This is a genomic window from Rhodospirillum sp. A1_3_36 (assembly GCF_047263945.1).
Classification (GTDB): domain Bacteria; phylum Pseudomonadota; class Alphaproteobacteria; order Rhodospirillales; family Rhodospirillaceae; genus Rhodospirillum.
On sequence record NZ_JBLAVB010000004.1, the window covers coordinates 46,674 to 62,096 of the forward strand.

Consider the following 15,423-nt stretch of genomic DNA (forward strand, 5'->3'; position numbering starts at 1 on the left):
ATGGCCAAAGGACAAGAAGCCACTCGCTCGAATAAGGACGCCACTCTGGGTCTCGGAGCCAAACTGGTTCTGATCCTCTTTATCGCCCTTATGGGGTTGTTCATCATCCCGACAGTGATTTTGTTCTGCGTCGCCATGCTCCCCACGATGGTCGCCACGATAACCGACCGTTCCATGAGCAAGATGAGTTGGCTGTGCGTGGGTGGCCTGAATTTTGCCGGGACAGTCCCCTTTATCGGAGACCTTTGGGCCCAGGGGGGCCATATGGAAATCGCCATGTCCATGGTGACCAATGTGTTCACCATCATGCTGATCTACGGTGCTGCGGCCATTGGCTGGCTTCTTTATGTTTCCGTTCCCCAATTGCTGGGAGCTTTCATGGCCTTGACGGCGAACCATCGGATCGCAACCATGAAGGCACAACAGGCTAAGCTCGTCGAGGATTGGGGCCCCGGCGTCAAGGAAGGCGCAGAAGAAGCCCTGGCCGAGTTCCTCCGCCGGGGACGGGTTTCGGATTTCCAGGCACCTAAAAGTTAGCCACCTGGATCACGTCTGCGAGCCATATTCTGGCCAAGGTCGCTCTGTAAAACTGACACTGAGCAAGGAGTCCCCTTCCTCCCCCCATCGGTCTGTCCCATATCTTTCCTCCGTCACCAACCGCTCCAGGGAGCTCTCCCCCATGCCGAAAGTCATCAGCCCATCCATGGCCTTTGCCCTGGTCGGCATCGCCCTGCCCGTCATGGCTTTACCGATCGCGGCTTCCGCCGGAGAGCCTGGGCCGACCCTGAGACGGGTCCTTCTGTCCACGGGGGGTGTGGGGCTTTTTGAATACGCCGTCACGGTGGATGGAACGGCAACCGTGACCCTGCCCACCCGCCTGGATCAGGTGAACGACCTGCTCAAAAGCCTCACGGTCAATGACCCGCAGGGTACCGCCGTATCCGCCCGTTTGGCCGTGCGCGATCCCTTACCTGCCCTGTTCCGCGACATGCCCTTCCCGCCCGACGCATTGGACTCCCCCGAAGCCCTGTTCGGCGCTTTGAAGGGAGAGGAGATCACCCTTTCCGGTCCCAAGACCATGACCGGGCGCATTGTGTCCGTGAATCAATTCACCACGACCACCCCGGACGGCAGTGAAATCGAGCGCCACCGGATCGGCCTGATGACCGACAAGGGACTCCGACAGTTTGTCCTTGAGGACGCAGAGACCATTTCCCTGGCCGATCCGGAGATGCGCAAGCAAGTCTCCGACGCCTTGGAAGCCCTCGCGGACAACCGCCGGGAAGACAGTCGCCAAGTGGACATTACCTTGCAAGGACGGGGAACCCGCGAGGTCACCCTGGCTCATGTGGCCGAGGTCCCCCTGTGGAAGGCCACCTACCGTCTGACCCTCCCTGCCCCCGGACAGGGAGAGGGTGCAGGAGAAGCCGCATCGGCGAAAAGCCGACTGACCGGCTGGGCGGTGCTGGAAAACCTAAGCGGCGTGGATTGGAAGAATGTCGAGCTCGGCGTGGTCTCGGGCACGGCGACGACCTTCACCCAGGATTTGTACAGTCCCTACCATGTGACTCGCCCACAGGTCCCCGTAGAGGTCCGCGACCGCGCCCTGCCCTCGCCTGACACGGGCACCCTTCCCCAGGGACGGGGAAGCGCCGGAGGGTCGGCGATGGAGAACACTGTCGCGGCCGAATCTCCCCAGGCCTTCGACTCCCGGATGGAGCCCGTGATGTCCCTGGCCAAGGCGGCGCCCGCACCGCGTGCCCGCTTCGCCCCGCCCCCCATGGAGGCGGCGGATACGACTCAGGTCACCGCCCAGGTGGTCTTCACCCTGCCACAGAAGGTCACCCTGGACACGGGACAGACCCTGCTCGTTCCCCTGACGGACACCGCCATCCCCGTGCAACGGGTGGCCCATTACCAGGCCCAAGGATCGGATCTCCACCCCTGGGCTGCGGCCCGCCTGACCAACACCAGTGCGGTGGCCCTGCCCCCCGGCGCGGTCAGCGTCACCCAGGACACCCCCGACGGTCTGGCCTATCTGGGCGACACCCGACTGACCACCTTGCCTCCGGGGCAGGAACGTTTGCTCTCCTTCGCCATCGACCAGGACATCACCGTCAACCAAAGCCACTCCGACGACCGACATCTTGCGGGGATCGCAGCGGCCAAGGGGGTTGTCACCCTACGCCAGTTGGCCCGCTTTGAAACGGTCTATACCATTGAAAACACGGGGACGGAGGACCGCACCCTGGTCCTCGACCACCCCAAACGGCCGGGTTGGACCTTGAAGGGCAAACCGGACTTCGCCTCCCTTGGCGAAACGCCGGACGCTCACCGGTTGCGCTTCCTGGTTCCGGCGGGGAAGACCATCACCCTGCCCCTGACCCAGGAACGAATCCTGGATGAACGCTACCGGGGACAGGACCTGGACAACGCCCTGCTGAGCTCCCTGTCAGCCACGGGTGGGTTGACGGAAGCGGAAAAACAAGCGGTCGCCAAGATGGCCCAGTTCACCGCACGGGCCAGCGAATACCAGCACCGCGCCGAAACCCTGGCCCAAAATATGACCGAGATCGAGACCGACCAAGGGCGGCTGCGGGAAAACTTGAAGAGCGTGCCGGAAGACAGCGATTTGCATACCCGCTTCATGGATCGCCTGGGACAGCTTGAAGACCGGCTGACCGCCCTGCGCAACGAAAGGTCGGAAGCGGAGAAGGAAGCCGAAGCCGCCCGGACGGCGCTGGCCGATTACATCGCCGGGCTCACCCTCCCATGAGCCCCCATCGAAAGGATCCCTCCGGCGACGAAACGGAAACCGGCCCGCTGGACAACCGGGACACCCGGTTCCGCAAGGGACTGGAGGGCGCCACCGGCGGCTCAGCTATGGCCGTCTGGGGTTTGCTGGCCTTGGCCGCCCTGGTCGGCCTATCCTGGCTATTCGGATTTTAGAATATGGCTGCGGATCCTGCCGAGAGCACGCCTCTGGCGTGAAGCGGCACCGTTTAATCTCGGAACACTCGAAGATCCCGAAGTTTCCTTTGCCCGAAGTTTCCTTGGTAAGACTCTGGGCTCTGCCCAGACCCGCAAAGGGTCACGGACCCTTTGATCCCATTCGTTTCTCAGGAATAGGCAAAGCCCCATTTGGTTCTATTTTTCATGCTTTAAGAAATTCGACGAATAGTCTCAGAGCAGACATATTTCTGTACTCCCGCGGAAAGTAGATGTGAATGCCCGGTATCTGCGGAGCAAAGGGAGACAGGACTTCCACGAGCGCACGGCAGTTCAACTCTTCGGTCACATAATTTCTAAACAGGTAGACTAGACCTCGCCCCCGTTTTGCCATGTCCACCAGGACACCGAGATCATTGACGATCAGCTTGCCACCAACCGCTACCTCTTTTTGTCCGTCACCGCTGTCGAAAAGCCACGGTGCAAGACGCCCAGAGCTCTTGAATCGATACCGCAAACACATATGATTCAGCAGCGCGTCGGGGGTGTCTGGCGTCCCGTTTTCAGCCAAGTACTGTGGACTTGCCACTGTCGCAACGGCAAGCTTTCCTGTTAAGCGGACGGCGATCATATCTTGGTCCACCAGATTGCCAAGACGAAAGCCAGCATGCATCCCTTCCGTCAGAATGTCTTCGAGCGCATCTGTGAAAGACATCTCTATTTCAATGTCCGGATACAGGGCCATGAAGTCCGTCAGCTTCTCTGCAACGACAAGCTCGTAGGCAAACATGGGAACGGTAAGCCGCAACCGGCCGCGCGCTGTGTGACCCGTCGTTCGCGCGGCTTCGAAAGCTTCTGTCAGCTGTTCAAAGGCCGGACTCGCGCCACGAAACAGGGTCCGGCCCGCCTCTGTCAGGCTGATTGATCGTGTAGAGCGGATAAAAAGTTCTGTCCCAAGGCGGTCCTCCAGACTTTTGAGTTGGTGGCTCACCGTAGACGGCTTCAGAGCAAGCGCGTCAGCTGCCCCACGCAGGCTGCCTTCGCGCGCAATGGCCTCAAAAACCTCAATCATCGGCAACGGCAATCTCATTATTCGATCTCATACATGAGAGAGGTTAAAAAACAGGGCATTAATGATAAGTCGGACTTTGGGTAGACCTCTTCCACGGGACCATCATACAAACCGACGGAGACCAAAATGCCCCATCAAATCATCAACCTTCAGAACACACCTCACTTAGAGGGCGTGATCCAGCGCACCGTTACTTTTGACAGCGATGGCGTGAGCCTGGTCGGCACACTCTATACGCCCAAACAAGCAAATGGCCCCCATCCCGGCGTGGTTGTGACCGGTGCATGGACCACCGTCAAGGAACAGATGGCGGGCACCTATGCCCGCGCCTTGGCTGCCCATGGCTATGCGGCCCTGGCGTTCGATTTCACCGGTTGGGGAGAAAGTGGCGGCGCCCCGCGCTGTGTGGAGGACCCGCCCCAAAAAATCACAGACATCCATGCCGCAGTCACCTTCATGGCCCATTTGGTGGAGATCAACGATCAAGCGGTGTTTGGCTTGGGTATCTGTGCCTCGTCCGGCTATATGGCTGAAGTGGCCGCAGATAACCAAAGCCTGCGCAAGGTCGCCCTTGTGGCCCCCTGGCTACACAACCAGGCTCTCGCCGAAGCCGTCTACGGAGGTCCGGAGGCGATCAAATCGCTGATAGCGGCTGGCGCTGAAGAAGCGATCCTCGTGGGCGCTAGCGCCACGGATGACACTTCCCCTATGTATCAGGCGCCCTATTATACGGAAGAAAATCGCGGGTTGATCCCGGCATGGGACAATGCGTTCAACACCCTGAGCTGGAAACCCTGGTTGACCTATGACGCCCAGGTTTCAGCCGACCGTTTGACCAAGCCGCTTTTCATCGTTGGATCTCCCTCTATCGCGATACCTGCCTGTGTTGACGCCTACGAAGCACGCATGACCGCTCCGCTCGAACGGCTTTGGCTTGGAGCCGATGTCACCCAATTTGACTTCTATGATCGCGCTGATGTTGTAAAGGCCTCCGTCGACGCTGTCAGCACCTTCTTCAATACCTAACCGTCTTTCATCATCGTTTGGCAGAAAGCGCCGTAAAGGCCAAAGGAAAAGTGACATGACAAACAGTACTGAAATCACCAATACTATCGAGAAGTACTTTTCAGCCATTGATACACGCGACTGGAGCACCGCAGAGGCCCTAATGACGACACCGTTCCATCTGGATTACTCCAGTATGGGTGCAGGCCCTGCCGCAGATCTGCTGCCTTCTGACATTTTGGCGGGCTGGAAGAGCATTCTTCCCGGCTTTGATCACACCCATCACCAACTGGGCAACCTCGATCTCAGCGTCTCGGACTCTCAGGCTACTGTAACCTGTCACGTCACGGCGACGCACTTCATCGACAATGTGGATAACGACCCCATATGGGTCGTCGTCGGCACCTACACCATCGGGTTGGTGCGAGACGAAACGGGTTGGAAGATCTGCGCACTGACGCTGACCTTCAAATATCAATCAGGCAATACCAGCCTTCCCACCATCGCTCAAGACCGCGCCCGACCGAGACCAGAGGCAACGAAACCCTCAGAGATGTGATGGCCTCCGATGATTTTGCGACCCCATGGCGGGGTCCGGGGAGGCCCTGCCTCCCCGGCGGGGTGTGGGACAACGCCCCAGGGTGTTCCCTACTCCGCCGCAGACACCGTCGGTGCGGGGGCCACATAAGCCGCGAGCAGCTCCGCTTCCCGGGCCTTGATCTTCTCCACATTTGCCTCCAGCACATGGCCGAAACCGCGCATCTCCAGCGGCAGGGCTGCGATTTCGGCGGCCAAGGCGTGGGTGTCCAGGGAGAGGTTGGCCAGCAGGGTCTCCACGGTTGCCTCGTATTCCCCGATCAGGCGGCGTTGCAGCTTGCGCTCGGCCGTGTAGCCAAAGATGTCGAGCCTTGAGCCGCGCAACCCCTTCAGGCCGGCCAAGCCCTTGAGCAAGGGCCGAATCCAGGCGCCGAATTCGCGCTTGCGCAGGCGGCCGGTCACGGGATCCCGGGGGCTCATCAAGGGGGGCGCCAGGTGGTAGGTCACCTTGGGCTTCCCGGTGAACTGCTTGGCGATGGCTTCGGCGAAACGGCCATCGGTATGCAGGCGGGCAACTTCGTATTCGTCCTTATAGGCCATCAGCTTGAAAGCGGCCTGGGCCACGGCGTCCGTCAACGCCATGCCGCGCCCGGGAGCTGCACGGCGCTCCGTCTCCGCCACCCGGTCGATCAGGGCCCTGTAGCGGGCGGCATAGGCCGCATCCTGGTAAGCGGTCAGGGTCCCAACCCGCCGGGCCACCCGCTGCTCCCAGGTTTCCGACAGATGCTCGTGCTCGGCGATCGCTCCGCGTCCGTCGGCGAGGAGAGTCTTGACCGCCTCCAGATCATGGGCGGCCCGACGCCCCCATAGGAAAGCCTCCTTGTTCGCCTTGACTGCAACGCCATTCAACTCGATGGCGCGCTCCAAGGCGTCGAGGGAGAGCGGAAGGAGGCCCTTCTGCCAAGCGTAGCCCATCATGAAGGGGTTGGTGGCAATGGAATCACCCATGGCCTGGGTGGCCAGCTCGGTCGCATCGAGGAAATGGGCCTCCAGGGTGGTTCCCTCGATGGCCTCGGTCAGTTCCTGGGTCGGGTAGCGCATGTCCGGGTTCTGGGTAAAGTCCGCCGTCATGATCTGGTGTGAATTGACCACGGCAACGGTGGTCCTCGCCCGGGCCTTGGCCAGTACGTCGAAGCTCGCCGAGGCCAAGCCGTCGCAGCCGAGCAGCAGGTCGGCGTTGCCAGCGGCGATGCGCACGGCGTGGATCGCACCCTGATCCCTGGCGATGCGCACATGGGTCGTCACCGCGCCGTTCTTCTGGGACAGGCCCGCCTGATCGAGGACGCTCACGCCCTTGCCTTCCAGATGGGCAGCCATGCCCAACAGAGCGCCGATAGTGATCACGCCCGTGCCGCCAATACCGGTCACAACCACCTCATAGGGGATGTCCAGGCTGGGAAGCAGGGGCTCTGGCAGGGTGGGGAATTCGACTGCGCCCACCTTCTCGGGTTTACGCGGGGTGACACCGGAGAGACTGACGAAACTGGGGCAGAAGCCCTTCACGCACGAAAAGTCCTTGTTGCAGGCCGATTGGTCGATCGCCCGCTTGCGCCCGTATTCCGTTTCCTTGGGGACCACGGCCACGCAATTGGATTCCGTGCCGCAATCGCCGCAGCCCTCGCAGACCAGATCGTTGATGAAAATCCGCCTGTCCGGGTCGGCGATCAGGCCACGCTTCCGCCGCCGCCGCTTTTCGGCGGCACAGGTCTGGTCGTAGATAATGGCCGACACGCCCGGAAACGTCCGCAGGTCCTTCTGGATCGAGTCCAGTTCGTCCCGGTGACGGATGGTCACCCCATGGCCGAAGACCGTTCCGATCGGATATTTGTCCGGTTCGTCGGAGACGATGACGATCTTGCCCACGCCCTCACCCTCGAGTTGGCGGGAGATGCCATCGACGGAAATCGTCCCGTCAACAGGCTGACCCCCGGTCATGGCCACGGCGTCATTGAACAGGATCTTATAGGTAACGTTCACCTTCGCGGCGACCGCAGCCCGGATGGCCAGCAGGCCCGAGTGGAAATAGGTGCCATCGCCCAGGTTCACGAAAACATGCTCGTCGGAGCAGAAGGGCTGTTGGCCAATCCAGGCCACGCCCTCGCCGCCCATCTGGCTGAAGGTCGCCGTGTTCCGCTCGGGCATCCAGGTAACCATGTAGTGGCAGCCAATGCCCGCCAATCCCCGGGAGCCCTCTGGCACCTTGGTCGAAGTGTTGTGGGGACAGCCTGCGCAGTAATAGGGCAGACGCTTGGTCGAGACCTTGGGGGTGGCGAGCAGGGCTTCCTTCTTTTCCAGCCAGTCCAGGCGCTGGCGGATCCCAGGAGAGGTCACGTATTGCTCCACCCGGCTGGCGATGGCCCGCGCTACCTTGGCCGGGGTCAACTCGCCCGCGCTGGGTAGCAGCCAATCCCCCTGCTCATCCTTCTTACCGACAACGCGGGGACGGACATCTTCCCGCCAGTTATAGAGCTGCTCCTTGAGCTGGTTCTCGACGACCGCGCGTTTTTCCTCGACCACCAGGATCTCGTCCAACCCTTCGGCGAAGGCGCGGACCCCCTCCCGCTCCAACGGCCAGGGCATGCCGACCTTGTAGACCCGCAGGCCGATTTCTGCGGCCATCCTCTCGTCGATGCCCAGGTCTTCCAAGGCCTGCCAAACGTCCAGATAGGCTTTTCCCGTGGACACGATGCCGAGCCGAGGGTTGGGGCTATCCAGAGTCACCCGGTCAATCTTGTTGGCCCGAGCGAAGGCCAAGGCGGCATAAAGCTTGTGATTCATCAACCGGGCCTCCTGCTGGAGGGCCGGGTCGGGCCAGCGGATATGCAGACCCCCTTCGGGCATGGGGAAGTCATCGGGTTCGACGAACGACAAACGCGCCGGATCGACCAGCACGGAGGCGGAGGAATCCGCCGTCTCGGCGATCACCTTCATGGCCACCCAGCAGCCGGAATAGCGACTCATGGCGAGACCCAACAGACCGTAATCAATCAGCTCCTGGATGCCCGACGGGTGCAGGACCGGAATCATCGCGTCCATATAGGTGTATTCGCACTGGTGGGCGGCGGTGGAGGACTTGGCCGCGTGGTCGTCTCCCGCCAGCAGCAGCACCCCTCCCTTGGGTGCGGAGCCCGCATTGTTGCCATGCTTGAAAACATCGCCAGAGCGATCCACACCCGGTCCCTTGCCGTACCAGATGCCGAAAACGCCATCGTGCTTGGCCCCGGGAAAAAGCCCCACCTGTTGGGTCCCCCAGACGGCCGTAGCGGCCAGATCCTCGTTGACGCCGGGTTTGAAGACGATGCCCTCGTCTTTCAGCCAGGACTGGGCCCGCCAGAGTTCCTTGTCGAAGCCCCCAAGCGGAGACCCGCGATACCCCGAGATGAAGCCTCGGGTGTCGAGCCCTGCGGCGATGTCTCGCTGCCGCTGCATCAGGGCGAGGCGCACCAGCGCCTGCGTGCCCGTCATAAAGGCCCGGCCCTGGTCCAGGTCATACTTGTCGTCGAGGGTCACCTTGGTGTCGATGGTCATGTCGGACTCCCTTGGCCGCTGGGGATCGGGAGATCCACCGGGCCGTTCCTGCCACGATACGCCCCTTTTTCGGGTGCGCGTTCTTCTTCATCTCATGATGTGGGAAGCCCCTGGAATTTCGCAACATGCGTCAATAATCCTGCCCTAAAACGCAAGGAAAGGCCGGTTTCTTTCCGTTTAGGGAAAGCAAATGTCGTCTATTGCCCCGATCACGACAGGGAAGATCCAGAACGAGATGCCCCAAAAAACCGAGCCGAATAAATTGATTGAATAACCAATCAATTTATGAGATACCTTTGGTCATGGGACGACCAAGCCTCAAAACCCGGCGCCGCGACGACTTGATCCGCGCCTGCATCCAGACCATCCACGAGGACGGCCTGGAAAGTGCCAGTCTGGCCCGTATCGCCAAGCGGGCGGGACTGACGGCGGGCATCGTCTCCCACTACTTCGCCGACAAGGCGGAACTGATGGAAGCCACCATGCGCCACATCGGCGACAGGCTGGGCCAGGAGCAGGCCCACCGTCTGCGGGACGCCAAGACCCCGATGGAGCGGATCACGGCGATCATGGCCGCCAATCTGGCGGCAGAGCAGTTCCGCCCTGATACGAGTGCGGTCTGGCTGTCCTTCTGGGCGCGGGTGAACCATTCGCCCCGTTTGGCGCGGATCCAGCGGATCAATGCCGCCCGACTGACCAGCAACCTGCGCCACCCCTTGCGCGACCTGATCCCCGACGGGATCCCGAACAAGGAGGAGGAGGTCCGTCGTATCGCCCTGGTCCTGTCGACCCTGATCGACGGCCTGTGGCTGCGGGCGGCCCTTGACAATGGCGGCGTTGATCCGGATCGCACCTTGGGCCTGGCCCTGCGCACCCTTGAGGCCGAATTGGGTCACCTGACGCACCCGTACCAAACCGCCCCCCCTGTTCCGCCCCCCCTGGCCCGTCATAACGAACAAGCGAGTGAACCATGACCGAACCGAGACAGCTTTACATTGGCGGAGGCTACCGCCCCGCCTCCGGGGAGGCGGTCTTCGAGACACGGAACCCCTTCGACAATCAGCCCTTAGCCACCGTCCAGATTGCCACCGAGGCCGACGTGAACGCCGCCGTTTCCGCCGCCCAGCAGGGTTTCGCCCTCTGGTCGGCGAAGAGCGGGACGGAACGGGGCCGGGTGTTAGCCAAGGCCGCCGCCCTGATCCGCTCCGTTCGGGATGAAATCGCCCAAATGGAGAGCCTGGACGGCGGCAAACCCCTGTCCGAAACCCCCGAAGCTGACGTCGATTCTGCAGCCGACTGCCTGGAATACTTCGCCGCGCTGGCCCCCTCCATCGGCGGAGAGCGTGTCGACCTGGGCGGCCCCTGGTTCTCCACCCGGCGCGAACCCCTGGGCGTGGTCGGCGGCATTGGCGCCTGGAACTACCCTTTCCAGATCGCCGCCTGGAAGGCCGCCCCGGCCCTGGCTGCGGGCAACGCCATGGTCTTCAAGCCCGCCGAACTCACCCCCCTGTCCGCTTATATCCTGGCGGAGATTTTCACCGATGCGGGCTTGCCCCCAGGTGTCTTCAATGTGGTGCAGGGCGATGGCGCCGTGGGCCAGATGCTCACCGCCCATCCGGGAATCGCCAAGATCACCTTCACCGGCGAAGTCGGTACGGGCAAGGCGGTGATGGCCGCCAGCGCGGCCTCCCTCAAGCATGTGACCCTGGAACTGGGCGGAAAATCGCCCCTGGTGATCTTCCCCGATGCCGATTTGGACAGCGCCGTGGCCGCGGCCATGATGGGGAATTTTTATACCAACGGTCAGATCTGCACCAACTGCACCCGGGTTTTCGTCCACGCCGACATCAAACAGGCCTTCCTGGAGCGGCTCATTCCTCGGACAGAGCGGATCCTCCTGGGCGACCCCCTGGATCCCAAGGTGCAGATGGGTCCCCTGGTTTCCCCCGAGCACCACGCCAAGGTCCTGTCCTATATCGAAAAGGGCAAGGCCGAGGGGGCCGTTTGTCTGACCGGCGGCGGGACGCCCTCCGATCCCGCGTTGGCGGGCCGCGCTTTCGTCGCGCCCACCGTCTTTGATTGCCCGTCGGATGACCTGACCATTTGCCGCGAGGAAATCTTCGGCCCGGTGATGAGCCTGCTGACCTTCACCGAAGAGGACGAGGTCATCGTCCGGGCGAACAGCCTGCCCTTCGGCTTGGCGGCGGGCGTCATGACCCGGGACGGAACCCGCGCCCAACGGGTCGCCGCCCGACTGGAGGCTGGTGTGGTCTGGATCAACACCTACAACATCACACCGGTGGAAATGCCCTTCGGCGGGTCCAAACAGTCGGGCCTTGGCCGCGAAAATGGCCGGGCCGCCATTGAGCATGTGACCCAGGTCAAGAGCATCTATGTGGAACCCGAGCCCCTGGAGAACCCCTACCAATGACAGCGCGCGCCCAGGATCTCGCCAAGGACTACGATTACATCATCATCGGCGCCGGGTCGGCGGGCTGCGTCCTCGCCAACCGCCTGACAGAGGACCCCGACGTCCGCGTTCTGCTGTTGGAGGCCGGAAAGCGGGACCTCAGCCTCTATATCCATATGCCCGCCACCTTCGCCTGGCCCCTGAAGACCACCACCTTCAACTGGGCTTATGAGACGGAGCCGGAACCCTTCGTCGACAACCGTCGCATGTACCAGCCGCGCGGAAAAGTCTGGGGCGGCTCCAGCTCGGTCAATGGCATGTGCTATATCCGCGGCCACGCCCTGGACTACGAGCGTTGGGCCGAGGAAACGGGGGACCCCGACTGGGGCTACGCCCATTGCCTGCCCTACTTCAAGAAATGCGAGGATTTCCCCCAGGTCGGCCCCAACCGCTACCACGGCGTCGGCGGCCCCCTGAAGGTGACGCGAGGGACCCAATGGTCCCCCCTCTACCAGGCTTTCATCCAGGCCGGCGTGCAGGCGGGCTATCCGGAAACCGATGATCTGAACGGCTTTCAACAGGAAGGCGTCGGCCCCATGGATATGACCGTGGGCAAGGGGCGGCGCTCCAGCACGGCCATGGGCTATTTGCGACCGGCCCTGAAACGCCCCAACCTGACCTTCGCCGACAGGACCCTGACCACCCGGATCCTTCTGGAAAAGGGCCGGGCCGTGGGTGTGCAAGCCTCTGTCCGGGGCACCCTGACCGAGGTCCGCGCCAGCCGCGAGGTGATCCTTTCGGGCGGCGCCTTCAACTCGCCGCAATTGATGATGCTCTCGGGCATCGGCGATGCCGAGGAGCTCGCCGCCCTGGGTGTGAAGGTCCATCATAATCTAAAAGGCGTGGGCAAGAATCTCCAGGACCATCCGGAGATCTACGTCCAGTATAAGTGCAAGACCAAGGACACCCTCTACGGCGTTCTGAAGCCCTGGAAGCAACTTCCCATCGGCCTGGAATGGCTGCTGCGGGGCACCGGTCCCGGCGCCACCAACCATTTCGAAGCCGGAGGCTTCATCCGCTCCGAACCCGGGGTACCCCATCCCAACCTGCAATACCACTTCCTGCCCGTGGCCGCCTCCTACGATGGCTCGGGCATGCAGAATGTCCATGGCTATCAGGCTCATATCGGCCCCATGCGACCGGAAAGCCGGGGCTGGGTGAAACTCCGCTCCGCCGATCCCAAGGACAAGCCGCGGATCCTGTTCAACTATTTCTCCACCGAGCGGGACCGGCGGGAATTCCGGGACGGCATCAAGCTGACCCGGGAGATCATGAACCAGCCCGCTTTTGCCCCCTTCAACGACGGGGAATTGGCCCCCGGTCCCGACGTTACCTCCGACGCGGATATCGATGCCTACGCCCGGAAGATGGTGGAAAGCGCCTATCACCCCTCCTGCACATGCGCCATGGGACCGGACACCGAGCCCATGGCTGTTGTGGACGCGAAGGGCCGCGTCCACGGGCTCGACGGTTTGCGGATCGTCGATGCCTCCATCATGCCCAGCGTGGTGTCCGGCAACCTGAACGCACCGACCATCATGATGGCTGAGAAATTGGCCGACGTGATCCGGGGTCGTCAGCCGTCGCCGCCGGACCTCGCGCCCTACCATACCCCCGACGACCTGAATAAAACGCGGCGCTGACCCTGGACCCCGAGAAGAGACGCCATCCACAAGAGACGCCATTCCAAAAGGAGATCCAGACCTTGAAGAGCTTCCTGACCTCGGCCCTCGCGGCCACCGCCTTGACCGCCTCCATCGCCTCCCCGGCCCTGGCCGCCGACCCGGAGGACTGCGCCAGTCCGCGGTTTTCCGAGGTGGGTTGGACCGACATCCAGGCCACCACCGGCGCGGCATCCCTGGTGCTAACGGCCCTGGGCTATACCCCGGACGTCAAGAACACCAGCGTTCCCCTGACCTTCGTCGGCCTGGAGCAGGGGGACCTGGACGTTTTCCTCGGCCTGTGGATGCCCTCGATGAAGGGCATGGTCGAGGAGAAGCTGAAGGACGCCGCCTTCGACGATCTGCACACCAACCTGGAAGGGGCGAAATACACCCTGGTCGTTCCCCGCTACGTCTACGATGCCGGCGTGAAGGACATCACCGATCTGGACGCCCATAAGGACCAGTTCGGCGGCAAGATCTATGGCATCGAGCCTGGCAACGACGGCAACCTTCTGATCCAGCAGATGATCGACGCCGACGCCTTCGGCTTGGGTGACTGGCAGTTGGTGGAAAGCTCGGAGGCCGGCATGCTACTCCAGGCCAAGGGTGCCACGGAAGGCAAGGAGTGGATCACCTTCCTGGGTTGGGCTCCCCATCCCATGAACACCAAGATGGAGATCAACTACCTGACCGGCGCCGATGAATACTTCGGTCCGAACCAGGGCGGCGCCACGGTGCACACCCTGGTTCGGCACGGCTATGCCGAGGCCTGCCCGAACGTCGCCCAGTTTCTCAAGAACCTGTCCTTCACGGTGGAGTCCGAAAGCATCATCATGGGGGGCATCATGGACCACAAGCTGGATGCCGAAGAGGCCGCGAAGACCTTCCTGGCGGCCAACCCGGCCATGATCGAGCCCTGGCTGGAGGGGGTCACCACCCTGGACGGCAAGCCCGGTTTGCCCGCAGTGAAGGCCGCCCTCGGGATCAAGTAAACTGGCTGCGGGTGGGCTCTTTGGTCACTGAGGGCCCACCCACCCATTTTCTGGATCGTCATCCCCGTTTTCACGCTAAGGGATGCACGTTTCTCTGTGCTCTAACCCTCTGACATTGAAGCAAATCGTCACGCCTACGGCCCGCGTTCCGCCCGTCGCACTCTGTTCCAGATTGCTCGGGATTTGCTCTAAAGAATACGTTGTTTTACTTCGGAGCGGCACAAAGCACAGGACACGACAGTATCTCGTGTTTTTTGGGCGATAGCCCAAGCCCATTTGGGGGCACATGCCCCCAAACCCCCATTTTTTTTGCCCGGGGTCTGGGGCCTCTCGGCCCCAGTGGGGGACGGGGCAAAGCCCCGTGACGGGAAACCATCCCCTGTCGTCTACCCTGGGCACAGAGAAACCTGCTAGATCACCTCGGCCCATTTCTCCCGAAACAGGGCCTCCGCCCGGTTTCGAATGCCGCGCAAACTTTCCCGTCTCCCCAAAAAGGCGATTTCCGTGTCCGGATCCTTACCAGACACGCCCCAGTCATGCTGGTACCCCTCGCAGGGTACAACCCAACTGCGCAGATTGGCGCGCAAGACTTGCAGACCCAGGTCGATTTCCTCAAAAAAGCATGGTGTGTACCGGGTATCAAAGGCGATCCCCTTGTCTCGCAGACGATCCAGGCGCAAACCGAACAAAAAACCGGATACGGCATTGACCGGTGTCGGCTCTGTCGCCACACCCCGGGCCAGATGGCGGACGGATTGCAGGGTGGTGAAATCGATCAGCGCCCCTTCCGGCCCCACCACCGCCGCCTCTGGCAATTCGTGGAGCGCCCGGGCGATGGTCTCTACGGCGCTCCGTTCCAGGCGCAAATCGGCGTTCAGGATCACCGCCGTCTCTTGCGTGGCCAGGGCCATGCCGATGGACCAGGACCGGGCCACCCCCGGATTGCGGGAATTGGCGCACCAATGGTCCACCCGGGGGTGGGTCATCAGATCCCCCTGGTTGGGGGGATCATTGAGAACCAGGATAACCTCACCGGGAATATCCACCAGGTCCTCCAATAGGGTGTGGATGGACCAGGGAGAATGGGGACTGTCATCCAGCACCGGAACAATCAGGGAGACGGGCGGGGGACCTGAGCCGGTCATG

The 15,423-nt window shown here is 62.1% G+C and carries 12 protein-coding genes; 9 read left to right on the forward strand and 3 right to left on the reverse strand.

Annotation, left to right across the window (positions count from 1 at the left end):
• The 3 genes from ACLIRY_RS10795 to ACLIRY_RS10805 all read left to right on the forward strand — a co-directional run bounded on the left by ACLIRY_RS10795 (position 1) and on the right by ACLIRY_RS10805 (position 2,949).
• Entirely contained in the window at positions 1 to 537 is a 537-nt protein-coding gene (locus ACLIRY_RS10795) for a hypothetical protein (RefSeq protein WP_413205398.1), read from the forward strand.
• A gap of 142 nt (positions 538 to 679) precedes the next feature.
• Positions 680 to 2,776, forward strand: coding sequence for a hypothetical protein (locus ACLIRY_RS10800; RefSeq protein WP_413205399.1), 2,097 nt, complete (start codon positions 680 to 682; stop codon positions 2,774 to 2,776).
• On the forward strand, positions 2,773 to 2,949 hold the full coding sequence (locus ACLIRY_RS10805; protein ID WP_413205400.1) for a hypothetical protein: 177 nt from the start codon (positions 2,773 to 2,775) through the stop codon (positions 2,947 to 2,949). The genes ACLIRY_RS10800 and ACLIRY_RS10805 overlap by 4 nt, the downstream gene beginning before the upstream one ends.
• A 205-nt stretch (positions 2,950 to 3,154) precedes the next feature.
• Here ACLIRY_RS10805 and ACLIRY_RS10810 read toward each other — a convergent pair whose 3' ends face one another.
• A complete protein-coding gene (locus ACLIRY_RS10810; RefSeq protein WP_413205401.1) occupies positions 3,155 to 4,039 on the reverse strand; it encodes a LysR family transcriptional regulator in 885 nt (294 codons plus the stop codon).
• A 108-nt stretch (positions 4,040 to 4,147) separates the two neighbouring features.
• Between ACLIRY_RS10810 and ACLIRY_RS10815 the strand changes: the two genes are divergently transcribed.
• Both ACLIRY_RS10815 and ACLIRY_RS10820 read left to right on the forward strand, forming a co-directional pair.
• On the forward strand, positions 4,148 to 5,047 hold the full coding sequence (locus ACLIRY_RS10815; RefSeq protein ID WP_413205402.1) for an alpha/beta hydrolase: 900 nt from the start codon (positions 4,148 to 4,150) through the stop codon (positions 5,045 to 5,047).
• A gap of 55 nt (positions 5,048 to 5,102) precedes the next feature.
• Positions 5,103 to 5,585, forward strand: coding sequence for a nuclear transport factor 2 family protein (locus ACLIRY_RS10820; protein ID WP_413205403.1), 483 nt, complete (start codon positions 5,103 to 5,105; stop codon positions 5,583 to 5,585).
• An 89-nt stretch (positions 5,586 to 5,674) separates the two neighbouring features.
• Here the strand turns inward: ACLIRY_RS10820 and ACLIRY_RS10825 are convergent, their stop codons facing one another.
• Positions 5,675 to 9,151 (reverse strand): indolepyruvate ferredoxin oxidoreductase family protein, encoded by a 3,477-nt coding sequence (locus ACLIRY_RS10825; RefSeq protein WP_413205404.1) that lies wholly within the window; start codon positions 9,149 to 9,151, stop codon positions 5,675 to 5,677.
• Positions 9,152 to 9,453: 302 nt separating this feature from the next.
• On the opposite strand from ACLIRY_RS10825, the gene betI reads away from it, so the two are divergent.
• From betI to choX, 4 genes are all read left to right on the forward strand, one after another.
• Complete coding sequence (gene betI, locus ACLIRY_RS10830; protein ID WP_413205405.1) at positions 9,454 to 10,125, forward strand: transcriptional regulator BetI; 672 nt, start codon at positions 9,454 to 9,456, stop codon at positions 10,123 to 10,125.
• Positions 10,122 to 11,582 carry a betaine-aldehyde dehydrogenase gene (betB, locus tag ACLIRY_RS10835; RefSeq protein WP_413205406.1) on the forward strand — a complete coding sequence of 487 codons (1,461 nt, stop codon included), beginning with the start codon at positions 10,122 to 10,124 and terminating at the stop codon, positions 11,580 to 11,582. The genes betI and betB overlap by 4 nt, the downstream gene beginning before the upstream one ends.
• Positions 11,579 to 13,264, forward strand: coding sequence for a choline dehydrogenase (gene betA, locus ACLIRY_RS10840; protein WP_413205407.1), 1,686 nt, complete (start codon positions 11,579 to 11,581; stop codon positions 13,262 to 13,264). Before betB ends, betA begins: the two co-directional genes overlap by 4 nt.
• 62 nt (positions 13,265 to 13,326) lie before the next feature.
• Positions 13,327 to 14,277, forward strand: coding sequence for a choline ABC transporter substrate-binding protein (choX, locus tag ACLIRY_RS10845; protein ID WP_413205408.1), 951 nt, complete (start codon positions 13,327 to 13,329; stop codon positions 14,275 to 14,277).
• Positions 14,278 to 14,687: 410 nt separating this feature from the next.
• On the opposite strand, the gene ACLIRY_RS10850 is transcribed toward choX, so the two are convergent.
• Positions 14,688 to 15,422 carry a hypothetical protein gene (locus tag ACLIRY_RS10850; RefSeq protein WP_413205409.1) on the reverse strand — a complete coding sequence of 245 codons (735 nt, stop codon included), beginning with the start codon at positions 15,420 to 15,422 and terminating at the stop codon, positions 14,688 to 14,690.
• Position 15,423 lies beyond the last annotated feature (1 nt).